Here is an 18,549-nt window from a genome sequence, read left to right as displayed (position 1 = left end):
CGAACATGGCACGTCATCTCCCAGCCCGCGCCCGCGTCACCACAGTCGTCGCCGCAGCCGTACTCGTGCTCCTGCCCCCGGCGCAGGCGCATGCCGGTGCCATCGGCTCGACTCCAGTCGCCACCTTCGACTACGAAGTCGGGGGCGTCCTCATGAAGATCCCGACAGGCTGCATGTTCACGCACATCATCCGCGGTGAGGGCAGGAAGATCACCTATCAGAACGCCAGCGTCGACTGCGGTTTCGTCGGAGCCCTCAATGCAGGCTTCTGCAACTGGCGCATCGACTTCACGTACGCCGACACCAACAACAAGACGTACAAGACCTCGCGCGGCAAGACCCACACCAAGTGCGAGATCCACCCGTTACGCGACAACGCACCGCAGACTCTCCCTCGTTACGGCAAGGCCTGCGCCCACCTCAACATCAACGGTGTCCGCCGGGTCAGCCAGTGCCACCACATCACGAAGTGAGCCGCGCATGACCACTCACCAGACGCCGGGTGACCCCGACCAGACCGCAAAGCTGCGCCGTGCCAGCACCGTCGCCTTCCTCGTCGGCGCCGCTGCTTCCCTGGCCGCCTTCGCCTTTCTGCCCGGCCTGCCCCACGTCATCGACTGGGGTGCCATCCTCGTTTCCCTCGCCGTTGGAGCCCTCATCCGCTGGGCCTACCGGACCCGGTCCGCACGCGTCACCTCCAACAAGCCCTGACAGCCGTCCGTAGCCCAACCGGCGGGACCACGGCTTCTATGCGGGCACGGTGGCGAGCCGGACAGCCACGCCACCGTGACGCGAGAAGATGCACCGGCGGTGCGCGGAGTAGTTGTACGTACCGTCGTTGCACCGGGCACTGGCTCTGACGGGTGCCTGCTGCGGCATGCCAGGAGCGAGGAGGGTCTGGCGTAACTCCCCGACGGGCGGAGCCGCGTGTCGACGAGCCGGTGCTGCTTTCGTCAGCAGACCCTCCAGTTCCGGGCCGGGAACTGGCCGCGTCCCAGGTCGGCGACGTCTGGCTCTACTCCTCTTGCTCCGCCCGGTCGCGTGCCCCCGCGTGATGTCTCGCTCCCCGTCATGCCCTCTAGGACGGCCCTGGGGGCACGTTGAGCGGGAGAATCGAGAAGTCGCGGCCCTGGACGAGGGTTCCGGCGGTTCCGCTGTTGATGTTCTGGACGTTGCCGGAAGCGGTGGTGGTCTGGGCCCGACGCCACCAGTCGTCCAGGAGAGTACGGAATTCGGGGTCCAGCGCGGCTGCCTCCGATTCCCCGGTGGTGAGCGCGGGGACGGCTCCCGCACCCCGTCGGAAGGGACGGCGTACCAGCTCGGTCAGGCTCTGCCACGCATGACGGCCGCCCTCCCCGCCGAGACCGCCGGCTCGCCGTGGCCGCCGGCCTCGGCGACCGCTCCCCCGATGCTGACGGCGTCGTATCCCGTTGGGGGGCAGTCGACCACCCAGACAGAAAACAGAAACAGGTCAGCCGCCCACTCCATGAGTAGGCGGCTGACCTGGTCGTACTCTGTCGGGGTGGCGGGATTTGAACCCACGACCTCTTCGTCCCGAACGAAGCGCGCTGCCAAGCTGCGCTACACCCCGATCGCCGCCGTGGTGAGCTGGGCTCTCCCTGGCGACATCGATTACTTTAGCGGACCCTCGGCCGGAGACGAAATCCGGTTTTCGCGGAGGGGGTCAGGAGGCGGGGGTGAGGGTCAGGAGGGTGGCTTCCGGGGGGCAGGCGAAACGGACCGGGGTGAAGCGGTTCGTGCCGCAGCCGGCGGAAACGTGCAGGTAGGAGCGGTGGCCTGCGGCCTCGTGGGTGGACAGGCCCTTGACCCGGCCGGTGTCGAGGTCGCAGTTGGTGACGAGCGCCCCGTAGAAGGGGATGCACAGCTGGCCGCCGTGGGTGTGCCCGGCGAGGATCAGCGGGTACCGGTCGGCGGTGAAGGCCTCCAGGGTCCGCAGGTACGGGGCGTGCACCACGGCCATCGAGAAGTCGGCGTCGGCCTCCGGTCCGCCCTCGACCATCGCGTACCGGTCCCGCTTGATGTGCGGGTCGTCCAGGCCGGTGAAGGCCAGGTCGAGGTCCGGCAGCTTCAGCCGGCCGCGGGTGTTGGTGAGGTTGACCCAGCCGGCCGCGTCGAAGGCGTCGCGCATGCCTTCCCACGGGTTGTGCACCGCCCCCACCACCGGCTTGTTGCCGTTCAGCCCGTGCCGCCCCTGCACCTTCTCCACCAGGTAGCGCCCGGGGTTGCGCAGCCGCGGCCCGTAGTAGTCGTTCGAGCCGAAGACGTACACGCCGGGGAACGACATCAGCGGGCCGAGCGCGTCCAGCACGTCCGGCACGCCCTCGGTGTCGGAGAGGTTGTCGCCGGTGTTGACGACGAAGTCGGGTCGCAGCCCGGCCAGCGACTGCAGCCACCGCTTCTTCTTGTACTGGCCGCGCACCATGTGGATGTCGGAGACCTGGAGCACGCGCAGCGGCCGCATGCCCTTCGGGAGGACGGGCACGGTCACCCGGCGCAGCCGGAACGAGCGGGCCTCGAACCCTGCGGCGTAGGCCAGTCCGGCGGCCCCCGCCGCGGCGATTCCAGCAGTGACCTTGAGCGGTGTTCCGTAACGCGCGCGCATGCCCCCATGGTCGCAGACACGGAAAACCGGTAGGCGCCATCCGCCCGGCACCTGGCAGACTCATGGCCATGACCACGCTCAAGGCCAAGCTCCAGGAAGACCTCACCACCGCCATCAAGGCGCGCGACGAGCTGCGCTCGTCCACGCTCCGGCTGACCCTCGCCGCGATCACCAAGGAGGAGGTCGCGGGCAAGGTCGCGCGCGAGCTCTCCGACGACGAGATCCTCAAGGTGATCGCCAAGGAGGCGAAGAAGCGCCGCGAGGCGTCCGACGCCTTCGCCCAGGGCGGCCGTCCCGAGCAGTCCGAGCGTGAGACCGCCGAGGGCGAGGTGCTGGCCGAGTACCTGCCGAAGCAGCTGTCCGACGACGAGCTGCAGGCGATCGTGGCGGCGGCCGTCGAGGAGGCCAAGGCGGCGGGTGCCGAGGGGCCGCGGGCCATGGGTGCCGTCATGAAGATCGTGAACCCGAAGGTGGCCGGGCTGGCCGAGGGCGGCCGCGTCGCCGCCGTCGTGAAGCAGCTCCTCTCCTGAAACGGGCAAAGCCTGCGGCAGGGACAGCGGGTGAAGACGAAGGCAAAGGGGAGGGCCCGGCCGTGATCCACGGCCGGGCCCTCCCCTTTCGCACGTCTCAGCTCACCCGTTCGCCCCACCCGGCAGCCCCGGCACGCCCGGCAGCTCCGGCAGGGTGACCCCGCCGGTGTCGCCGTCCTCGCCGCCGGTCGCGCCGGCCGCCAGGCCGCCCGCGTCCGCACCGGGCCGGTCGCCCGGCTTGCCGTCGCCGCCGCGGCCCTTGCCGGGCTTGCGGGTCTTGCCCGGCTTGCCCTTGCCGCCGGGCGCCGGCTTGGTCATGTCGGGGATGTGCACCGTCGTGAAGCTGGGCGACTCGCGGCCGGCCAGCGCGCCGGACACCGCGTCCTTCCAGATCGGGCCGGGCAGCCCGCCACCGTAGACCTTGTCGTAGTACTGGCCGCCGATGTTGATGTTCTCCATCGGGACCTGGTGGTCGCCGGGCGAGCCGACCCAGGTGGCGCCCGCCATGTTGGGCGTGTAGCCGACGTACCAGGCGTTGTGCCGGGAGTCGGTGGTACCGGTCTTGCCCGCGCTGTCGCGGTCGGACAGGCCGGCCGACAGGCCGGTGCCGGAGTCGACCACGCCCAGCAGCAGCGTGTTGACGGTGTCGGCGGTCTTCTCCGTCATCACCCGCTCGCACTTCGACTTCGGCACCCGCAGCGCGTTGCCGCGGGAGTCGGTGATCGACTCGATGGCGACGGGCGAGCAGTAGGTGCCGCGGTTGGCGAAGGTCGCGTACGCGTTGGCCATGGTCAGCGGGGACATGCCCTCGGTGCCGAGCGAGATGGCCGGGCTGTCCGGGAGCTTCTTGCCGTCGGCGCGGACGACGCGGAGCTTGTCGGTCATCTCCTTCAGGGGGCACAGGCCCATCTCGCCGATCATCTCCACGAAGTACGTGTTGACCGACTTGGCCATGGCCTCCTTCATCGCGTACGGGCCGACCTCGGACTCCGACTCGTTGGGCACCCGCTCGCCGTTGGTGTTGACCCACGGGTTTCCGTCACAGGTCTGGACGGGGCTCGGGTACTCCATCTCGAACGGGGACCCGTACACCTTCGTCGCCGGCATGCCGCGCTCCAGGGCGGCGGCCGCGACGAACGGCTTGAACGTCGAACCGGTCGGGAAGCCGAAGTTCGAGCCGCCCAGCTTGCGGTCCACGGAGAAGTTGATCTGCGTCTCGTTGGTGCCGAAGCCGTACGGGCGGGACTGGCCCATCGCGAGCACGCGGCCGGTGCCGGGCTGCACCAGCGTCACGGCCGTCGCGACCTTGTCGTTCTGGTAGACGTGGTCCTTGATGGAGGAGTTCACGGACTCCTGGGACTGCGGGTCCAGGGTGGTCCGGACGGTCAGGCCGCCCTGGTTCCAGATCTTGGCCCGCTCCTCCTTCGTCTTCCCGAAGACCGGGTTGGTGAGGAACGTCGCGCGCACGTAGTCGCAGAAGAAGCCGGCGCCGCTGACGGCCGTGATGCAGCCGTTCTTGGGCTTGGTGACCTTCAGCTTGATCGGCGCGGCCTTCGCCTGGTCCGCCTCGGCCTGCGAGATGTCCTTTATGTCGGCCATTCGCTGGAGCACGGTGTTGCGCCGCTTGGTCGCTTCCTCCGTGTCGTTCACGGGGTCGTACCGGCTCGGCGACTGCACCAGGCCGGCCAGCAGGGCCGACTCCGGCAGCGTCAGGTCCTTGGCGCGCTTGCTGAAGTAGCGCTGCGAGGCGGACTCGATGCCGTACGCCTGCTGCCCGAAGAACGTGATGTTGAGGTAGTTCTCCAGGATCTTCTTCTTGCCGAGCTCTTCCTCGACCTGGATCGCGTACTTCAGCTCGCGGACCTTGCGCCCCAGGCTCTTCTGCTGGGCCTCGGCGACCTTGGCCGGGTCGTCGCCGGCCTCCTCCACGAAGACGTTCTTCACGTACTGCTGGGTCAGGGTGGACGCACCCTGAGCCGCGCCGCCCTCCTGCGCGTTGCGGTTGACCGCGCGCAGGATGCCCTTGAGGTCGATCGCGCCGTGCTCGTAGAAGCGCGAGTCCTCGATGGCGACGATCGCCTTCTGCATGTACGGGGAGATGGCCGTCAGCGGGACCACCTTCCGGTCGCGCGAGTAGACCTGGGCGATCAGCCCGCCCTCGGCGTCCAGGATGGTGGTGCGCTCACTCAGCGGCGGCGTCTTCAGGTTGGCGGGGATCTCGTCGAACCCCTCGACGGTGCCCTTGGCCGCCAGGCCGAGCGCGCCCGCGGCGGGGATCGCGATACCGGCCAGCACGACTCCGGAGAGAACGGAGACCCCGAGGAACTTGGCGGCCTGCTGGCTCCCCGTGAGCCCTCCGCCCGAGCGCTTCTTTGGCATGGAGGGAAGCCTACGTTCTCCGCTGCCGGACCCACGTGTATGGGAGGGGCCTCCGCGGGAGTGAATGTCTGAATTGCCTAATTTCATACCGATGGCAGGCGGGGCATTTCCGCGTTCGCCGGACAGGAGGCTGCCGCATGCCTATAGTGACAAGAGGTTCAGTTGTGGCCACGGCTTGACGGCCCCTGTTGTGACACTGCAAGGCGAGAGCGCCGTGCAGACGTGAAGGCGCGCCTCTTCCCCGCGCGCAGGCATGCGTCACGCAAGGACATCAGCCTTGGCCTGAGCTGCTCCCAACTGTCACAGCACCGCCGCCGTACATCAACCCCTCGATGCGACTTTCACCCTTCCCGAAAAGGGTGGACTGATGTCCGATTCCTCCGGACGTCACCATCGGCACCCCCGCCGGGTTGAGTGGTGTGTACCGGATCGCCCGAACGGTCCGGCATGTCCTGCGGTCACTCCGTCGGGTGATCTGCCGCTTACGCATAGTCCGTTCGGACCATTCAAGATTGGGCCCGTCGGGGGTGTTGCGCTGTCCTCGCCTTCCGTAACGTCCTCAACTGGCAGCGGTGAATATGCCGCTGCCGCCGTGGGGGAGCCTCGATTCGGGAGAGGACGGCGCCGAGATGGGCTGGGTTACCGACTGGAGTGCGCAGGCAGCCTGCCGCACTACCGATCCGGATGAACTGTTCGTTCAAGGTGCAGCGCAAAACAGGGCCAAGGCGGTGTGCACCGGTTGCCCGGTGCGCACGGAATGCCTGGCGGACGCGCTCGACAACCGCGTCGAGTTCGGCGTGTGGGGCGGTATGACCGAGCGGGAACGGCGGGCACTGCTACGCCGGCGTCCCACGGTCACCTCCTGGCGCAGGCTGCTCGAAACCGCACGCTCGGAATACGAGCGCAGCACGGGCATCCTGAGCGTGGACGTCGAATCCGACGCAGAGATCGCGTACGAGACGTACGCAGCCGCCGGGTAGACCGGCGGCGTCACACTCCGGCCGGACCGCCGGCCGCGAGACGGTCACCGATGGCCCGCAGCCCGGCGAGGTCGTGCACATCGCCGGGCAGGGCGGCCACTTCGGCCACCGCCACTTCGGGATGCAGCGAGGTGAAGCGGTCGCGCGTCTGCTGTTCGCGTGCGATCACCTGCATGCGTTCGGCGTGCAGGCGCAGCAGCCCGGCGGTGATCTCGTCCACGGCGGCGGGGGAGCCGTCCTCGGGAGTGGTGCCGGAGCCACGCACACCAGCTTTCCCTGGCTCCTGATCCACAATGCCGCCTTCGTCAAGATTCTCTGCAGCGGCCAGCGCCCGCTCCGCCGAGAGCTGCACGGCACCGCTGCCGTGCACCCGGTTGAGCACCAGCCCGGCCAGCGGCATGTCTTCCGCGGCCAGCCGCTCGACGAAGTACGCCGCCTCGCGCAGCGCGTCCGGCTCGGGCGCCGCCACCACGAGGAACGCCGTACCGGGCGCCTGCAGCAGCCGGTACGTCGCGTCCGCGCGGGTCCGGAAGCCGCCGAACATCGTGTCCATCGCGGCCACGAACGTCTGCACGTCCTTGAGGAGCTGCCCGCCCATCACCTTGCTCAGCGTGCCGGTCATCATCGACATGCCGACGTTCAGGAACTTCATCCCGGCCCGGCCGCCCACCTTCGCCGGCGCCATCAGCACCCGGATGAACTTGCCGTCCAGGAACGACCCCAGCCGCTTCGGGGCGTCCAGGAAGTCCAGCGCCGACCGGCTCGGCGGCGTGTCCACGATGATCAGGTCCCAGTCGTCCCGCGCCCGGAGCTGGCCCAGCTTCTCCATGGCCATGTACTCCTGCGTACCGGCGAAGCCCGCCGACAGCGACTGGTAGAAGGGGTTCTCCAGGATCGCCCGGGACCGCTCCGCATCCGCGTGCGCCTCGACGATCTCGTCGAACGTCCGCTTCATGTCGAGCATCATCGCGTGCAGCTCGCCACCACCGGACGCCCCACCGGAGCCACCCACCCCCGCGACCCGCCGGGGCGTGTTGTCGAGCGAGTCGATTCCCATCGACTGCGCCAGCCGCCGCGCCGGATCGATCGTCAGCACGACCACCCGCCGGCCCCGCTCGGCCGCCCGCACCCCCAGCGCCGCAGCCGTCGTCGTCTTCCCGACCCCGCCCGACCCGCAGCACACCACGATCCGCGTCTGCGGATCGTCCAGCAGCCGGTCCACCTCCAGCCGCGCCGGGGCGTCCGTCCCCAGCACCGCCGTCACCGTCCCGCTCACTCGGCGCTCACCTGCTTCCGCAGCTCCGTGGCCAGCTCGTACAGCCCGGCGAGGTCCATCCCCCGGCCGAGCAGCGGCAGTTCGTACGTCGACACCCCGAGCCCGTCCAGCACCGCGCGCTGCGCCCGCTCCAGCCCGACCCGCTCCGCGTGCTCCGCGGCCTGCTCCAGCAGCGGGTCCACCAGCCGCTCCGCGAGACCGCCACGGCGCGCCCCGCCCAGCCCGGCCCGGGACAGCGCCTGCGCCACCCCGGCCCGCTGCTTGCCCGCGGCCGCCTGCAGCGCCGCCTCGTCGAGGTGGTGCGGGCGGACCATGTTGACGATCACCCGACCCAGCGGAAGACCCGCCTCCGCCAGCTCGGCCCGGCCGTCCGCGGTCTCCTGGACCGGCATCTCCTCCAGCAGGGTGACCAGGTGCACCGCCGTCTGAGGGGACTTCAGCACCTTCATGACGGCCTGCGCCTGATGGTGGATCGGCCCGATCCGGGCCAGCCCCGCCACCTCGTCGTTCACGTTCAGGAACCGGGTCACCCGGCCCGTCGGCGGCGCGTCCATCACGACGTGGTCGTAGACGTACCGGCCCGCCTTGTCCGTACGCCGCACCGCCTCGCACGCCTTGCCCGTCAGCAGCACGTCCCGCAGGCCCGGCGCGATCGTGGTGGCGAAGTCGATGGCGCCGAGCTTCTTCAGCGCCCGGCCCGCCGACCCCAGCTTGTAGAACATCTGGAGGTAGTCGAGGAGCGCCCGTTCGGCATCGATGGCCAGGGCGAACACCTCACCGCCCCCCGGCGCCACCGCGATCTTCCGCTCCTCGTACGGCAGTGCCTCCGTACCGAAGAGCTGCGCGATGCCCTGCCGGCCCTCGACCTCCACGAGGAGGGTCCGCCGGCCCTCGGTCGCGAGGGCGAGCGCGAGTGCCGCGGCGACCGTGGTCTTACCGGTGCCGCCCTTGCCGCTGACCACCTGGAGCCTGCTCACGCACCGAGCCTAACCACTCGCTCCGCCGGGCGTGCACGAGGTCTCGATGACCGCACCGCAGGGGCTACGCTCCCCTGCATGAAGAAGTTCGAATACGCGACGGTCCCGCTGCTCGTCCACGCCACCAAGCAGATCCTCGACACCTGGGGCGAGGACGGCTGGGAGCTCGTCCAGGTCGTGCCCGGCCCGAACAACCCGGAGCAGCTCGTCGCCTACCTGAAGCGGGAGAAGGCATGAGCGCCGTCGAGTCGAGGCTGGCCGAGCTCGGCCTGACCCTCCCCGAGGTCGTCCCGCCGCTCGCCAGCTACCAGCCGGCCGTCCGCTCGGGCGCCTACGTCTACACCGCGGGCCAGCTCCCGATGGTGCAGGGCAAGCTGCCGCTGACCGGCAAGGTCGGCGCCGAGGTCTCCGCCGAGCAGGCCAAGGAGCTCGCCGCCACCTGCGCGCTGAACGGCCTGGCCGCCGTCAAGTCGGTCATCGGTGACCTCGACAAGATCGTGCGCATCGTCAAGGTAGTCGGCTTCGTGGCCTCCGCCCCCGACTTCACCGGCCAGCCCGGCGTCCTCAACGGCGCCAGCGAGCTGCTCGGCGAGATCCTCGGCGAGAAGGGCGTGCACGCCCGCAGCGCCGTCGGCGTCGCGGTGCTGCCGCTGGACGCCCCGGTCGAGGTCGAGTTCCAGGTCGAGGTGGCCGGCTGACGCAGCCGGCCCGGACACCGGACCACCGCACGGCGCCGGACCCCCACGGGTCCGGCGCCGTCGTGCGTCCCGGGGGCGTGCGGGACGCCCCGGCGCGGGCCCGCCGGCGTCCTGAAGTGGGCGGGAACCGCCCGGCACCCCCTCGAACATCGGGGCGGATGGCCGTAGCATCCGGCCATGCCGAATGGTCAGAACGGACACGCGCAGGGGCCGGCCGCCACGGGCGGGACCACCGCCGGGGGCCAGTGGTACCCCCCGGAGTGGCCCGACCGGATCCGCGCCCTCGCCGCCGGAACCCTCACCCCCGTCGCCCCCCGGCGCGCCGCCACGGTCATGCTGCTGCGCGACACCCCCGACGGCCCCGCGGTCCACATGCTGCGCCGCCGTTCTTCGATGGCCTTCGCCGGCGGCGCGTACGCCTACCCCGGCGGCGGGGTCGACCCGCGCGACGACGACCACCTCGTCGGCTGGGCCGGACCCGGCCTGGACGCCTGGGCCGAACGCCTCGGCACCGACACCAAGGGCGCCCAGGCCCTGGTCTGCGCGGCCGTCCGCGAGATGTTCGAGGAGGCCGGCGTGCTGCTCGCCGGGCCCACCGCCGGCACCGTGGTCAGCGACACCACCGGCGAGGACTGGGAGGCCGACCGGCAGGCCCTCGTCGCCCGGGACCTGTCCTTCGCGGAGTTCCTCGACCGGCGCGGGCTGCTGCTCCGCTCCGACCTGCTGGCCGGGTGGGCCCGCTGGATCACGCCCGAGTTCGAGCCCCGCAGATACGACACCTGGTTCTTCGTCGCCGCCCTGCCCGAAGGGCAGCGCACCCGGAACGTGTCCACCGAGGCCGACCGCACGGTCTGGACCCGGCCCGCGGACGCCGCCGACGGCTACGACAAGGGCGAGCTGCTGATGATGCCGCCGACCATCGCCACCCTGCGCTCCCTGGAGCCGTACGGCACCGCCGCCGACGCCCTCGCGGCCGCCGCCGGACAGGACCTCACGCCGGTGCTCGCCGAGGCCTCGCTGGAGAACGGCGAGCTGGTGCTGAGCTGGCCCGGGCACGACGAGTTCACCAAGCGGGTCCGGCCCGGCGGAGGTGCCGCATGACGGACGCCGCCGCCCTGCCGGGCCAGCCGCGCGGGGCCGTCACCTCCGGGCCGGCCACCGCCCGCGCGGTCAACGTGCTGGCGCCCAACCCGTCCGCGATGACCCTGGACGGCACCAACACCTGGCTCGTCTCCGAACCCGACTCCGACCTGGCCGTCGTCATCGACCCCGGCCCGCTGGACGAGGGGCACCTGCGCGAGGTGGCCGCCACGGCCGAGAAGGCCGGCAAGCGGGTCGCCCTGACACTGCTCACCCACGGGCACCCGGACCACTCCGCGGGCGCCGCCCGGTTCGCCGAGCTGACCGGCACGAAGGTACGGGCCCTCGACCCGGCGCTGCGCCTCGGCGACGAGGGCCTGGCCGCCGGGGACGTGATCCGGGTCGGCGGCCTGGAGATGCGGGTGGTCCCCACCCCCGGACACACCGCCGACTCGCTCTGCTTCCACCTGCCCGCCGACCGGGCGGTGCTCACCGGCGACACCATCCTCGGCCGGGGCACCACCGTCGTCGCGCACCCCGACGGGAGGCTCGGGGACTACCTCGACTCGCTGCGCCGGCTGCGCTCCCTGACCGTCGACGACGGCGTGCACACCGTCCTGCCCGGCCACGGCCCGGTCCTCGACGACGCCCAGGGCGCGGTCGAGTTCTACCTGGCGCACCGGGCGCACCGGCTGGCCCAGGTGGAAACGGCCGTGGAGAACGGCCTCACCACCCCCGAGGCGGTCGTCGCCCACGTGTACGCGGACGTCGACCGCTCGCTGTGGCCCGCCGCCCAGTGGTCCGTCCAGGCCCAGCTGGAATACCTCCGCGAGCACGGACTGATCCCCGACGACCGGGGCTACTGAGAGACGGCCGGGCCGTGTCCCGTCCGGGCGGGGACCGGGCGGGTCGCTAGCCTGCACGATATGTGGATCTTCATATGGATCGCGGTCATCGGATCGGCCGCCTCCGTCGCCGGCACCCTCGGCCTCCGGCTCCGGGCCCTGGAGCGCCAGGTGGACGGTCTCAACCGCCGGGTCGCCCTGCTCGTTCACCACTTCGGCCTCGAGGACCCCGGCTCCGGTCCCGACGAGGAAGGCCTCGACCGGATCCGCGCCCTGGTCCGCGCGGGCCGCACGATCGAGGCCATCAAACTCCACCGCACCCTGACGGGCTCCTCCCTGCGCGACGCCAAGGCAGCCGTGGAGTCACTGGACGTCTAGGGTCTGTCCGACCCCAGGTGCCCGTCCTGGCCGGCCGCCGCCTGCTCCTCGCAGGCGGCGGCCAGCCACGGTCCGAGGTCGTCGGTCCAGCGGGGCAGCGCCGACGGGTCGCCTGCCGGGTCCAGGGCGGCCGCGGCCGCGGCCCGTACCTGACCGGCCCGCTCCGGGCGGCAGCGCGCGAAGGCCTCGGCGGCCTCCGCCAGGTCGTCCGTCCACCCCACCCCGGCCGGTACGAGCGTGAATGCAGCCCGGACCAGCCGCCGGGCCACGGCCCGGCTGAGCGCGGCCGTCGGCGGCAGCTCCCGCCAGTACGGCAGTGCGGCCCGCAGCCCCGCATCGGCGCGGTAGCGGGGCAGGTGCTCCGCCAGGTCCTCGCCGAGCAGCGGCACGCACCGGCAGGCGGTGAACCAGCCCAGCCCGTCCCGCTCCTCCTCGGCGAGCACCGCCTCCTTCCCGTACAGCAGTACGGCGGCTCCGCCCGGCACCTCCGCACGCAGGGCGTCGGCGAGGGCCTGGCCGGTCGCGCGGTCCTGCGGGCCGGGCCCGGCGTGCAGCACGGCCAGCAGCCCGAGCGGCCCGGGACGGCCCAGCGGCACCGGCCCGTACAGGTAGGCGCTGTGCAGCCGGCGGCCGAAGGCCTCGGCCGTGCGGGCCCGGGCGGCGGCCACCGCGGGCCGGTCCCCGGCCGCGACCCGGCCCAGTGCGCCCCGGCGCTCCACCCATCGCGGCTCGTGCTCCATGCACCCCACTGTGCGCCCCTGCGCCCCCGGAACGGCGGCCTCCACGCCGGGGAACGGCGAAGGGGCCCCACCCGGCGGGTGGGGCCCCTTCACGGGGTCACGGTCGGCTCCGCCGAACGGGTCAGCGGGACCGCTTCGCGAGGCGCTCGACGTCGAGCAGGATCACGGCGCGCGCCTCCAGGCGCAGCCAGCCGCGGCCCGCGAAGTCGGCGAGGGCCTTGTTGACCGTCTCGCGGGAGGCGCCGACCAGCTGGGCCAGCTCCTCCTGGGTGAGGTCGTGGACGACGTGGATGCCTTCCTCGGACTGCACGCCGAAGCGGCGCGACAGGTCCAGGAGGGCGCGGGCGACACGGCCCGGCACGTCGGAGAAGACCAGGTCGGACATCTGGTCGTTGGTCTTGCGCAGGCGGCGGGCGACGGCGCGCAGCAGGGCCGTGGCCACCTCGGGGCGGGCGTTCAGCCAGGGCTGGAGGTCGCCGTGGCCCAGTCCGAGCAGCTTGACCTCGGTCAGCGCGGTGGCGGTGGCGGTCCGCGGGCCCGGGTCGAACAGCGACAGCTCGCCGATCAGCTCACCGGGACCCAGGACGGCGAGCATGTTCTCCCGGCCGTCGGGGGAGGTGCGGTGCAGCTTCACCTTGCCGTCGGTGACGACGTACAGCCGGTCACCGGGGTCGCCCTCGTGGAACAGGGCGTCACCGCGTGCGAGGGTCACCTCGCCCATGGAGGCGCGGAGTTCCGCGGCCTGCTCGTCATCGAGCGCCGCGAACAGCGGGGCGCGCCGCAGAACGTCGTCCACGAGTCTCTCTCCTATGTCGACCGGCTCAGGGGACCATGCCCCATTTTGCAGGACGCTTCAAACAGTGCGATCAATCACAAGGATGCCGGACGGAAGGGCGTGCTGTGCTGCCCGGGGCCAAACGGGGTGGTGTTACCGGAGGTCCGGGCCGCATGTCAGTGACTGCCCTTAGGCTGGCCGGGTGTCCAATAAGCCGGTGAGAGCACAGGCCAACGGGCCCGCGGGTGTGACCGCGGCCCCCGATTCAGCTGTGGGCGAACAGGGGGCCGCGCCGGCCCCCGGACGGCCTGCGAAGAAGGCTCCGGCGGCCCGGAAGGGCTCCGCCCGGACCGAGGGCAAAGTTTCGGCCAAGACTGGTCCGGGAGTGTCCGGAAGAGGGTCGGAGGCGGCTGACGCGACGTCCGCGGGCACGCCCCGGGCCGCGAAGAAGCCCGCCGCCCCGGCCAAGCCCGCCGCCCCGGCCAAGTCCGCCGCCGCGAAGAAGTCCCCCGCCGCGAGGAAGACCGCCGCCAAGCCCGAGTCGCACCTCGCCATGGTGCGCCGAGCCCGCCGGATCAACCGCGAGCTCGCCGAGGTCTACCCGTACGCCCACCCGGAGCTGGACTTCCGCAACCCGTTCGAACTCCTGGTCGCGACCGTGCTGTCCGCCCAGACCACCGACCTGCGGGTCAACCAGACCACCCCGGCCCTGTTCGCCGCCTACCCGACCCCCGAGGACATGGCCGCCGCCGCACCGGAGGCGCTGGAGGAGATCATCCGCCCGACCGGGTTCTTCCGGGCCAAGGCGAAGTCCCTGCTCGGCCTGTCCGCGGCGCTGCGCGACAACTTCGGCGGCGAGGTACCCGGCCGCATCGAGGACCTGGTAACCCTGCCCGGCGTCGGCCGCAAGACGGCCAACGTGGTCCTCGGCAACGCGTTCGGCGTCCCCGGCATCACGGTCGACACCCACTTCGGCCGGCTGGTGCGCCGCTGGAAGTGGACCGAGCAGGAGGACCCCGAGAAGGTCGAGGCGGAGATCTGCGCGATCTTCCCCAAGAGCGAGTGGACCATGCTGTCCCACCGCGTCGTCTTCCACGGCCGCCGGATCTGCCACGCCCGCCGCCCCGCCTGCGGCGCCTGCCCGATCGCGCCGCTCTGCCCCGCGTACGGAGAAGGCGAAACGGACCCCGAGAAGGCCGCCGGCCTGCTGAAGTACGAGAAGGGCGGTCAGCCGGGCCAGCGGCTGAGCCCCCCGGCCGACTACCCGGGGCTGCCCGCCCCGCCGCTCGGCGCCACCGCCGGCTGAACCGGCACCGGCGGCGGGCCGCGGCCGGACCCGGGCCCGCCGCCGGTCCGGCCGCCGCCAGGAACGAATCCGGCCCCGGGCCGCGTTGTGCCGGTGATGGGGGAGAACAGACAGGGGTGCGCATGACCCGGGCCACGCGGGACGAGACCACGGGCGCCACCGGCGCGTACGGATCCGGCACGCCCGGTCCCGGCGGCGGTCCGCCCGACGGCATCACCGTCACCACCCGCGGCCTGCCCCGCTGGCTCGACCCGGTCGCCGAGGCCGCCCGTACGGTCCGCCCCCGGCAGCTGAGCCGCTTCCTGCCGCCCGAGGACGGCGCGGGCCGCCAGTCCGCCGTCCTCATCCTCTTCGGCGAGGGCGCCCGCGGCCCCGAGCTGCTCCTGATGGAGCGGGCCGGGACGCTGCGCTCGCACGCCGGCCAGCCCTCCTTCCCCGGCGGCGCCCTCGACCCCGAGGACGGCGACCCGGCCGGCACCGGCCCGCTGCGGGCCGCGCTGCGCGAGGCCGAGGAGGAGACGGGGCTCGACCCCACGGGCGTACAGCTCTTCGGGGTGCTGCCCCGCCTCTACATCCCCGTCAGCGAGTTCGTCGTCACGCCGGTGCTCGGCTGGTGGCGCGAGCCCAGTCCCGTGCAGGCCGTGGACCCGGCCGAGACGGCCCGCGTGTTCACGGTGCCCGTGGCGGATCTCACGAACCCCGAGCACCGCGCCCTGGCCGTCCACCCGAGCGGGCACCAAGGTCCCGCATTCCTGGTCGAATCGGCCCTGGTCTGGGGTTTTACGGCCGGGGTGATCGACAAGATCCTGCACTACGCAGGCTGGGAGGAACCCTGGGACCGCTCCCGGCAGGTCACGATCGACTGGCGCGCATGAGACGGTGGCCCACGTGAACGTGCTGGACATCCTGTTGCTGCTCGCCGCCGTGTGGTTCGCGATCGTCGGCTACCGCCAGGGCTTCGTCGTCGGCATCCTGTCGGTGATCGGCTTCCTGGGCGGTGGTCTCGTCGCCGTGTCCCTGCTCCCACTCGTCTGGGACCAGCTCACGGACAAGGCCGAGCTGTCCACCACGGCCGTGGTGGTCGCCGTGGTCATCGTGATCGTCTGCGCCTCGATCGGCCAGGCATTCACCACCCACCTCGGCAACAAGCTGCGCCGGCACATCACCTGGTCACCGGCGCGGGCCCTCGACGCCACCGGCGGCGCGCTGGTGAACGTCGTGGCCATGCTGCTCGTGGCCTGGCTGATCGGCTCCGCCCTGGCGGGCACCTCGCTGCCGACCCTCGGCAAGGAGGTCCGCAACTCCAAGGTGCTGCTCGGCGTCTCCCGGGTGCTGCCCGACCAGGCCGACACCTGGTTCACCGACTTCAGCTCCGTACTCGCCCAGAACGGCTTCCCGCAGGTCTTCAGCCCGTTCTCGAACGAGCCGATCACCGAGGTCCGGGCGCCTGACCCGGCCCTCGCCACCAGCCCCGTCGCCGAGGCGGCCAAGCGGTCCATCGTGAAGGTCGTCGGCACCGCGCCCAGCTGCAGCAAGGTCCTCGAAGGCACCGGCTTCGTCTTCGCACCCGGCAAGGTCATGACGAACGCCCACGTCGTCGGCGGCGTACAGGAGCCCACCGTCCAGATAGGCGGCGAAGGCCGGCTCTACGACGCCGAGGTCGTCCTCTACGACTGGGAGCGCGACATCGCCGTCCTGGACGTGCCCAGGCTGAAGGCGCCGGCGCTCCAGTTCACCGAGACCGACGCGCGCAGCGGCAACGGCGCGATCGTCGCCGGCTTCCCGGAGAACGGCGGTTACGACGTCCGCGCAGCCCGCGTCCGCGGCCGGATCAACGCCAACGGCCCCGACATCTACCACCGCGGGACCGTGCGCAGGGACGTCTACTCCCTGTACGCGACGGTCCGCCAGGGCAACAGCGGCGGCCCGCTGCTGACGCCCGAGGGGAAGGTGTACGGCGTCGTGTTCGCCAAGTCCCTCGACGACCCGAACACCGGCTACGCCCTGACCGTGGACGAGGTCCGCGATGACATCCGGATCGGCAAGGAGGCCGTCACCCGGGTCAACACCCAGGGGTGCGCGCTCTGAGCCCCGTCCGGCCGGTCCCGGCCGGAGCAGTCCTCAGAGCGCGGTCCGGGCCGTCCCCGGCAGGGACCGGCCTAAGGACGTGGATGACGCAGCCGGGCCGAGACCCAGCGGGCCCGGCGGCGGAGGATGCGCGGGATCCCGAGGCGGTGGTCCTCGCCGTCATGCGAGGGTCCCGACCTCTCCAAGCTGCCCGGCGTAGGCGCCGAGCGGCGGTTGCGTGCGGAGTCACCGTAGTCGTGCGTCCAGCCCATACTCCGACGTCTGCCCGGGCCCCAAGGTCGGTAACCGCTCCTGAGACGGCCAATTGGCCTATGCGCCAGGCATTTGAATGTTCGTAGGACAATCGTTCCCGCGCTGTCGGCCGAAGGTCACGGACCGTCAGCATCGGGCCCGTGCCCGGGTCCCGACGGAGGGTCAGGGATCAGCGGTCCGGTTCGGGGTCCTTGAGCCAGCTCAGCAGCTCGGCGGAGAAAAGCTCAGGGTCCTCCTCGTGCGGGAAGTGCCCGAGCCCGTCGAACAGCCGCCACCGGTAGGGGGCTTCGACGTACTCGCCGGAACCCGCCGCGCTGCGCGTGCGCATCACCGGATCCAGTGACCCGTGGAGGTGCAGCGTGGGGACGCGGACCGGCCGCTTCATCCGCCGGTTGAACTGGAGGCCGTCCGGGCGGGCCAGCGAGCGCACCAGCCAGCGGTACGGCTCGACCGAGCAGTGCGCCGTGGACGGGATGCACATCGCCCGCCGGTAGACGTCGATGTCCGCCTCGTCCGGCAGCCGCGGGCCCGACCACTGCCGGATCAGGTCGCCGACCAGCGCGCCTTCGTCCGCGACCAGCTGCCGCTCGGGGACGAAGGGCCGCTGGAAGCCCCAGATGTGCGAGCCGGCCCGGCTCTGCGCGAAGTCCGACAGCATCGCCGACCGCCACCGCCGCGGGTGCGGCATCGAGCAGACCACCAGCCGGCGCACCAGCTTGGGCCGCATCACGGCCGCCGTCCAGGCCAGGTAACCGCCCAGGTCGTGCCCGACGAGCGCGGCGTCCGGCTCGCCGAGCGACCGTACGACCCCGGTGATGTCGAGCGCGAGATTGGCCGGGTCGTAGCCCCGCGGGGTGCGGTCGCTGCCTCCCACGCCGCGCAGGTCCATGGCCACCGCCCGGTACCCGGCGTCGGCGAGGGCGGTCAGCTGGTGCCGCCAGGTCCACCAGAACTGGGGGAAACCGTGCAGCAGCAGCACCAGCGGACCGTCACCGGCCTCCGCCACGTGGAAGCGTGCGCCGTTGGCCGCGACGTCCCGGTGCGTCACCGTCCGGCCGCCGGGCAGGTCGAGCCGTACGGCCGTGGCGGCCGTGGGCGGAGTGCTGGGTTCCGGGGTGGGCGCTGTCATGCAGACGAGCGTGCCACACCCACGGCCTGGTCACTGACCGGCCGCGGATGCGGCTTGACGGTCCCCACGACGGCCGCGGTCTGCTTGACCGAGGCGATGGACTTCTCCGGCGGCTTGACCTTCTTGAACTTCGCCACGGCCAGCATCGCCAGCAGGCCCGCGAGCAGCAGGAACGCCGCGCCCACGATGAGGAACGACCAGGCCAGGCCGAGCCCGAGGTTGTGGATCCCGTACGCGGCGGCGAAGCTCAGCACGGGCAGGGAGAACAGCGCGAGCACGCCGGCCACGCCGATGGCGGCGCCGCCGATGCCCACCCGCTTGACGTCCTGGCGCAGTTCGGCCTTGGCGAGCGCGATCTCGTCGTGCACCAGGGCGGACATCTCGGCGGTGGCCGAGGCGACCAGCTGGCCGAGCGTCCGCTCGGTCCCTGGCGTTCCTTGGTCCGCTGCGCTCATCGGTCTCTCCCTCTGTTCGACTGTCCGTCAACGAATCC

General features: G+C 71.9%; 22 protein-coding genes and 1 tRNA gene. 12 read left to right on the top strand and 11 right to left on the bottom strand.

Annotated elements, in window-relative coordinates; all coding sequences use genetic code 11:
* Positions 1–5 precede the first annotated feature (5 nt).
* Together LG634_RS14790 and LG634_RS14785 are read left to right on the top strand one after the other, a co-directional pair.
* Complete coding sequence (locus tag LG634_RS14790; protein ID WP_226734243.1) at positions 6–473, top strand: hypothetical protein; 468 nt, start codon at positions 6–8, stop codon at positions 471–473.
* A gap of 7 nt (positions 474–480) precedes the next feature.
* The gene (locus tag LG634_RS14785) at positions 481–711 is read left to right on the top strand and encodes a hypothetical protein (protein ID WP_226734242.1); all 231 of its coding nucleotides are present in this window, start codon (positions 481–483) and stop codon (positions 709–711) included.
* Between the two features lie 36 nt (positions 712–747).
* Here LG634_RS14785 and LG634_RS14780 read toward each other — a convergent pair whose 3' ends face one another.
* The 3 genes from LG634_RS14780 to LG634_RS14770 all read right to left on the bottom strand — a co-directional run bounded on the left by LG634_RS14780 (position 748) and on the right by LG634_RS14770 (position 2,623).
* Complete coding sequence (locus LG634_RS14780; RefSeq protein ID WP_226734241.1) at positions 748–879, bottom strand: DUF3761 domain-containing protein; 132 nt, start codon at positions 877–879, stop codon at positions 748–750.
* 638 nt (positions 880–1,517) lie between these two features.
* Positions 1,518–1,591: transfer RNA gene (locus LG634_RS14775), tRNA-Pro, on the bottom strand.
* Positions 1,592–1,684: 93 nt separating this feature from the next.
* Positions 1,685–2,623 carry a metallophosphoesterase gene (locus LG634_RS14770; protein WP_226734240.1) on the bottom strand — a complete coding sequence of 313 codons (939 nt, stop codon included), beginning with the start codon at positions 2,621–2,623 and terminating at the stop codon, positions 1,685–1,687.
* Between the two features lie 68 nt (positions 2,624–2,691).
* On the opposite strand from LG634_RS14770, the gene LG634_RS14765 reads away from it, so the two are divergent.
* Positions 2,692–3,153, top strand: coding sequence for a GatB/YqeY domain-containing protein (locus tag LG634_RS14765; protein WP_226734239.1), 462 nt, complete (start codon positions 2,692–2,694; stop codon positions 3,151–3,153).
* Between the two features lie 102 nt (positions 3,154–3,255).
* On the opposite strand, the gene LG634_RS14760 is transcribed toward LG634_RS14765, so the two are convergent.
* The gene (locus LG634_RS14760; RefSeq protein ID WP_226734238.1) at positions 3,256–5,532 is read right to left on the bottom strand and encodes a transglycosylase domain-containing protein; all 2,277 of its coding nucleotides are present in this window, start codon (positions 5,530–5,532) and stop codon (positions 3,256–3,258) included.
* A 629-nt stretch (positions 5,533–6,161) separates the two neighbouring features.
* On the opposite strand from LG634_RS14760, the gene LG634_RS14755 reads away from it, so the two are divergent.
* Positions 6,162–6,512 (top strand): WhiB family transcriptional regulator, encoded by a 351-nt coding sequence (locus tag LG634_RS14755; RefSeq protein ID WP_226734271.1) that lies wholly within the window; start codon positions 6,162–6,164, stop codon positions 6,510–6,512.
* 10 nt (positions 6,513–6,522) lie between these two features.
* Here LG634_RS14755 and bagB read toward each other — a convergent pair whose 3' ends face one another.
* Both bagB and bagA read right to left on the bottom strand, forming a co-directional pair.
* Positions 6,523–7,788, bottom strand: coding sequence for an ATPase BagB (gene bagB / locus LG634_RS14750; RefSeq protein WP_226734237.1), 1,266 nt, complete (start codon positions 7,786–7,788; stop codon positions 6,523–6,525).
* Positions 7,785–8,765 (bottom strand): ATPase BagA, encoded by a 981-nt coding sequence (bagA, locus tag LG634_RS14745; protein WP_226734236.1) that lies wholly within the window; start codon positions 8,763–8,765, stop codon positions 7,785–7,787. Before bagA ends, bagB begins: the two co-directional genes overlap by 4 nt.
* Positions 8,766–8,843: 78 nt before the next feature.
* Here bagA and sp36 point away from each other — a divergent pair, with 78 nt between their 5' ends.
* From sp36 to LG634_RS14720, 5 genes are all read left to right on the top strand, one after another.
* Entirely contained in the window at positions 8,844–9,002 is a 159-nt protein-coding gene (gene sp36, locus LG634_RS14740; RefSeq protein ID WP_226734235.1) for a Sp36 family protein, read from the top strand.
* Complete coding sequence (locus LG634_RS14735; protein ID WP_226734234.1) at positions 8,999–9,463, top strand: RidA family protein; 465 nt, start codon at positions 8,999–9,001, stop codon at positions 9,461–9,463. Before sp36 ends, LG634_RS14735 begins: the two co-directional genes overlap by 4 nt.
* Positions 9,464–9,640: 177 nt before the next feature.
* Positions 9,641–10,564, top strand: a complete 924-nt coding sequence (locus tag LG634_RS14730) for an NUDIX hydrolase (protein ID WP_226734233.1) — start codon at positions 9,641–9,643, stop codon at positions 10,562–10,564.
* The gene (locus LG634_RS14725) at positions 10,561–11,409 is read left to right on the top strand and encodes an MBL fold metallo-hydrolase (protein WP_226734232.1); all 849 of its coding nucleotides are present in this window, start codon (positions 10,561–10,563) and stop codon (positions 11,407–11,409) included. Before LG634_RS14730 ends, LG634_RS14725 begins: the two co-directional genes overlap by 4 nt.
* A gap of 60 nt (positions 11,410–11,469) precedes the next feature.
* Complete coding sequence (locus LG634_RS14720; RefSeq protein WP_226734231.1) at positions 11,470–11,766, top strand: hypothetical protein; 297 nt, start codon at positions 11,470–11,472, stop codon at positions 11,764–11,766.
* On the opposite strand, the gene LG634_RS14715 is transcribed toward LG634_RS14720, so the two are convergent.
* Positions 11,763–12,506: a nucleotidyltransferase gene (locus tag LG634_RS14715; protein ID WP_226734230.1), complete on the bottom strand. Its 744-nt coding sequence runs from the start codon at positions 12,504–12,506 to the stop codon at positions 11,763–11,765. The two genes, LG634_RS14720 and LG634_RS14715, sit on opposite strands and share 4 nt — an antisense overlap.
* A gap of 121 nt (positions 12,507–12,627) precedes the next feature.
* Entirely contained in the window at positions 12,628–13,302 is a 675-nt protein-coding gene (locus LG634_RS14710) for a Crp/Fnr family transcriptional regulator (RefSeq protein WP_030027155.1), read from the bottom strand.
* 364 nt (positions 13,303–13,666) lie between these two features.
* On the opposite strand from LG634_RS14710, the gene nth reads away from it, so the two are divergent.
* The 3 genes from nth (at position 13,667) to LG634_RS14695 (ending at position 16,675) form a co-directional block, all read left to right on the top strand.
* Positions 13,667–14,587 (top strand): endonuclease III, encoded by a 921-nt coding sequence (gene nth / locus LG634_RS14705; RefSeq protein ID WP_226734229.1) that lies wholly within the window; start codon positions 13,667–13,669, stop codon positions 14,585–14,587.
* Positions 14,588–14,709: 122 nt separating this feature from the next.
* Positions 14,710–15,462 carry an NUDIX hydrolase gene (locus LG634_RS14700; protein WP_226734228.1) on the top strand — a complete coding sequence of 251 codons (753 nt, stop codon included), beginning with the start codon at positions 14,710–14,712 and terminating at the stop codon, positions 15,460–15,462.
* Between the two features lie 13 nt (positions 15,463–15,475).
* A complete protein-coding gene (locus tag LG634_RS14695) occupies positions 15,476–16,675 on the top strand; it encodes a MarP family serine protease (RefSeq protein WP_226734227.1) in 1,200 nt (399 codons plus the stop codon).
* A 71-nt stretch (positions 16,676–16,746) separates the two neighbouring features.
* Here LG634_RS14695 and LG634_RS14690 read toward each other — a convergent pair whose 3' ends face one another.
* The 3 genes from LG634_RS14690 to LG634_RS14680 all read right to left on the bottom strand — a co-directional run bounded on the left by LG634_RS14690 (position 16,747) and on the right by LG634_RS14680 (position 18,511).
* Positions 16,747–16,926, bottom strand: a complete 180-nt coding sequence (locus tag LG634_RS14690; protein WP_226734226.1) for a hypothetical protein — start codon at positions 16,924–16,926, stop codon at positions 16,747–16,749.
* 170 nt (positions 16,927–17,096) lie between these two features.
* Positions 17,097–18,056, bottom strand: a complete 960-nt coding sequence (locus LG634_RS14685) for an alpha/beta fold hydrolase (RefSeq protein WP_226734225.1) — start codon at positions 18,054–18,056, stop codon at positions 17,097–17,099.
* Positions 18,053–18,511, bottom strand: coding sequence for a phage holin family protein (locus LG634_RS14680; protein ID WP_226734224.1), 459 nt, complete (start codon positions 18,509–18,511; stop codon positions 18,053–18,055). Before LG634_RS14680 ends, LG634_RS14685 begins: the two co-directional genes overlap by 4 nt.
* Positions 18,512–18,549 lie beyond the last annotated feature (38 nt).

Origin of the sequence: Streptomyces bambusae (assembly GCF_020532645.1) — a bacterium.
GTDB lineage: Bacteria > Actinomycetota > Actinomycetes > Streptomycetales > Streptomycetaceae > Streptomyces > Streptomyces bambusae.
The sequence above is the reverse complement of the archived record's forward strand: the minus strand, read 5'-3'. Positions and strand labels throughout refer to the sequence as shown.

Bases quoted from the DNA above. Each gene is read 5' to 3' on its own strand.
- LG634_RS14780 (WP_226734241.1), bottom strand. From the start codon at position 879: ATGCCGCAGCAGGCACCCGTCAGAGCCAGTGCCCGGTGCAACGACGGT.
- LG634_RS14730 (WP_226734233.1), top strand. From the start codon at position 9,641: ATGCCGAATGGTCAGAACGGACACGCGCAGGGGCCGGCCGCCACGGGC.
- LG634_RS14790 (WP_226734243.1), top strand. From the start codon at position 6: ATGGCACGTCATCTCCCAGCCCGCGCCCGCGTCACCACAGTCGTCGCC.
- LG634_RS14720 (WP_226734231.1), top strand. From the start codon at position 11,470: ATGTGGATCTTCATATGGATCGCGGTCATCGGATCGGCCGCCTCCGTC.
- LG634_RS14685 (WP_226734225.1), bottom strand. From the start codon at position 18,056: ATGACAGCGCCCACCCCGGAACCCAGCACTCCGCCCACGGCCGCCACG.
- LG634_RS14715 (WP_226734230.1), bottom strand. From the start codon at position 12,506: ATGGAGCACGAGCCGCGATGGGTGGAGCGCCGGGGCGCACTGGGCCGG.
- LG634_RS14770 (WP_226734240.1), bottom strand. From the start codon at position 2,623: ATGCGCGCGCGTTACGGAACACCGCTCAAGGTCACTGCTGGAATCGCC.
- LG634_RS14760 (WP_226734238.1), bottom strand. From the start codon at position 5,532: ATGCCAAAGAAGCGCTCGGGCGGAGGGCTCACGGGGAGCCAGCAGGCC.
- LG634_RS14725 (WP_226734232.1), top strand. From the start codon at position 10,561: ATGACGGACGCCGCCGCCCTGCCGGGCCAGCCGCGCGGGGCCGTCACC.
- LG634_RS14785 (WP_226734242.1), top strand. From the start codon at position 481: ATGACCACTCACCAGACGCCGGGTGACCCCGACCAGACCGCAAAGCTG.
- LG634_RS14755 (WP_226734271.1), top strand. From the start codon at position 6,162: ATGGGCTGGGTTACCGACTGGAGTGCGCAGGCAGCCTGCCGCACTACC.
- LG634_RS14700 (WP_226734228.1), top strand. From the start codon at position 14,710: ATGACCCGGGCCACGCGGGACGAGACCACGGGCGCCACCGGCGCGTAC.
- LG634_RS14735 (WP_226734234.1), top strand. From the start codon at position 8,999: ATGAGCGCCGTCGAGTCGAGGCTGGCCGAGCTCGGCCTGACCCTCCCC.
- LG634_RS14680 (WP_226734224.1), bottom strand. From the start codon at position 18,511: ATGAGCGCAGCGGACCAAGGAACGCCAGGGACCGAGCGGACGCTCGGC.
- sp36 (WP_226734235.1), top strand. From the start codon at position 8,844: ATGAAGAAGTTCGAATACGCGACGGTCCCGCTGCTCGTCCACGCCACC.
- LG634_RS14765 (WP_226734239.1), top strand. From the start codon at position 2,692: ATGACCACGCTCAAGGCCAAGCTCCAGGAAGACCTCACCACCGCCATC.
- LG634_RS14690 (WP_226734226.1), bottom strand. From the start codon at position 16,926: ATGGGCTGGACGCACGACTACGGTGACTCCGCACGCAACCGCCGCTCG.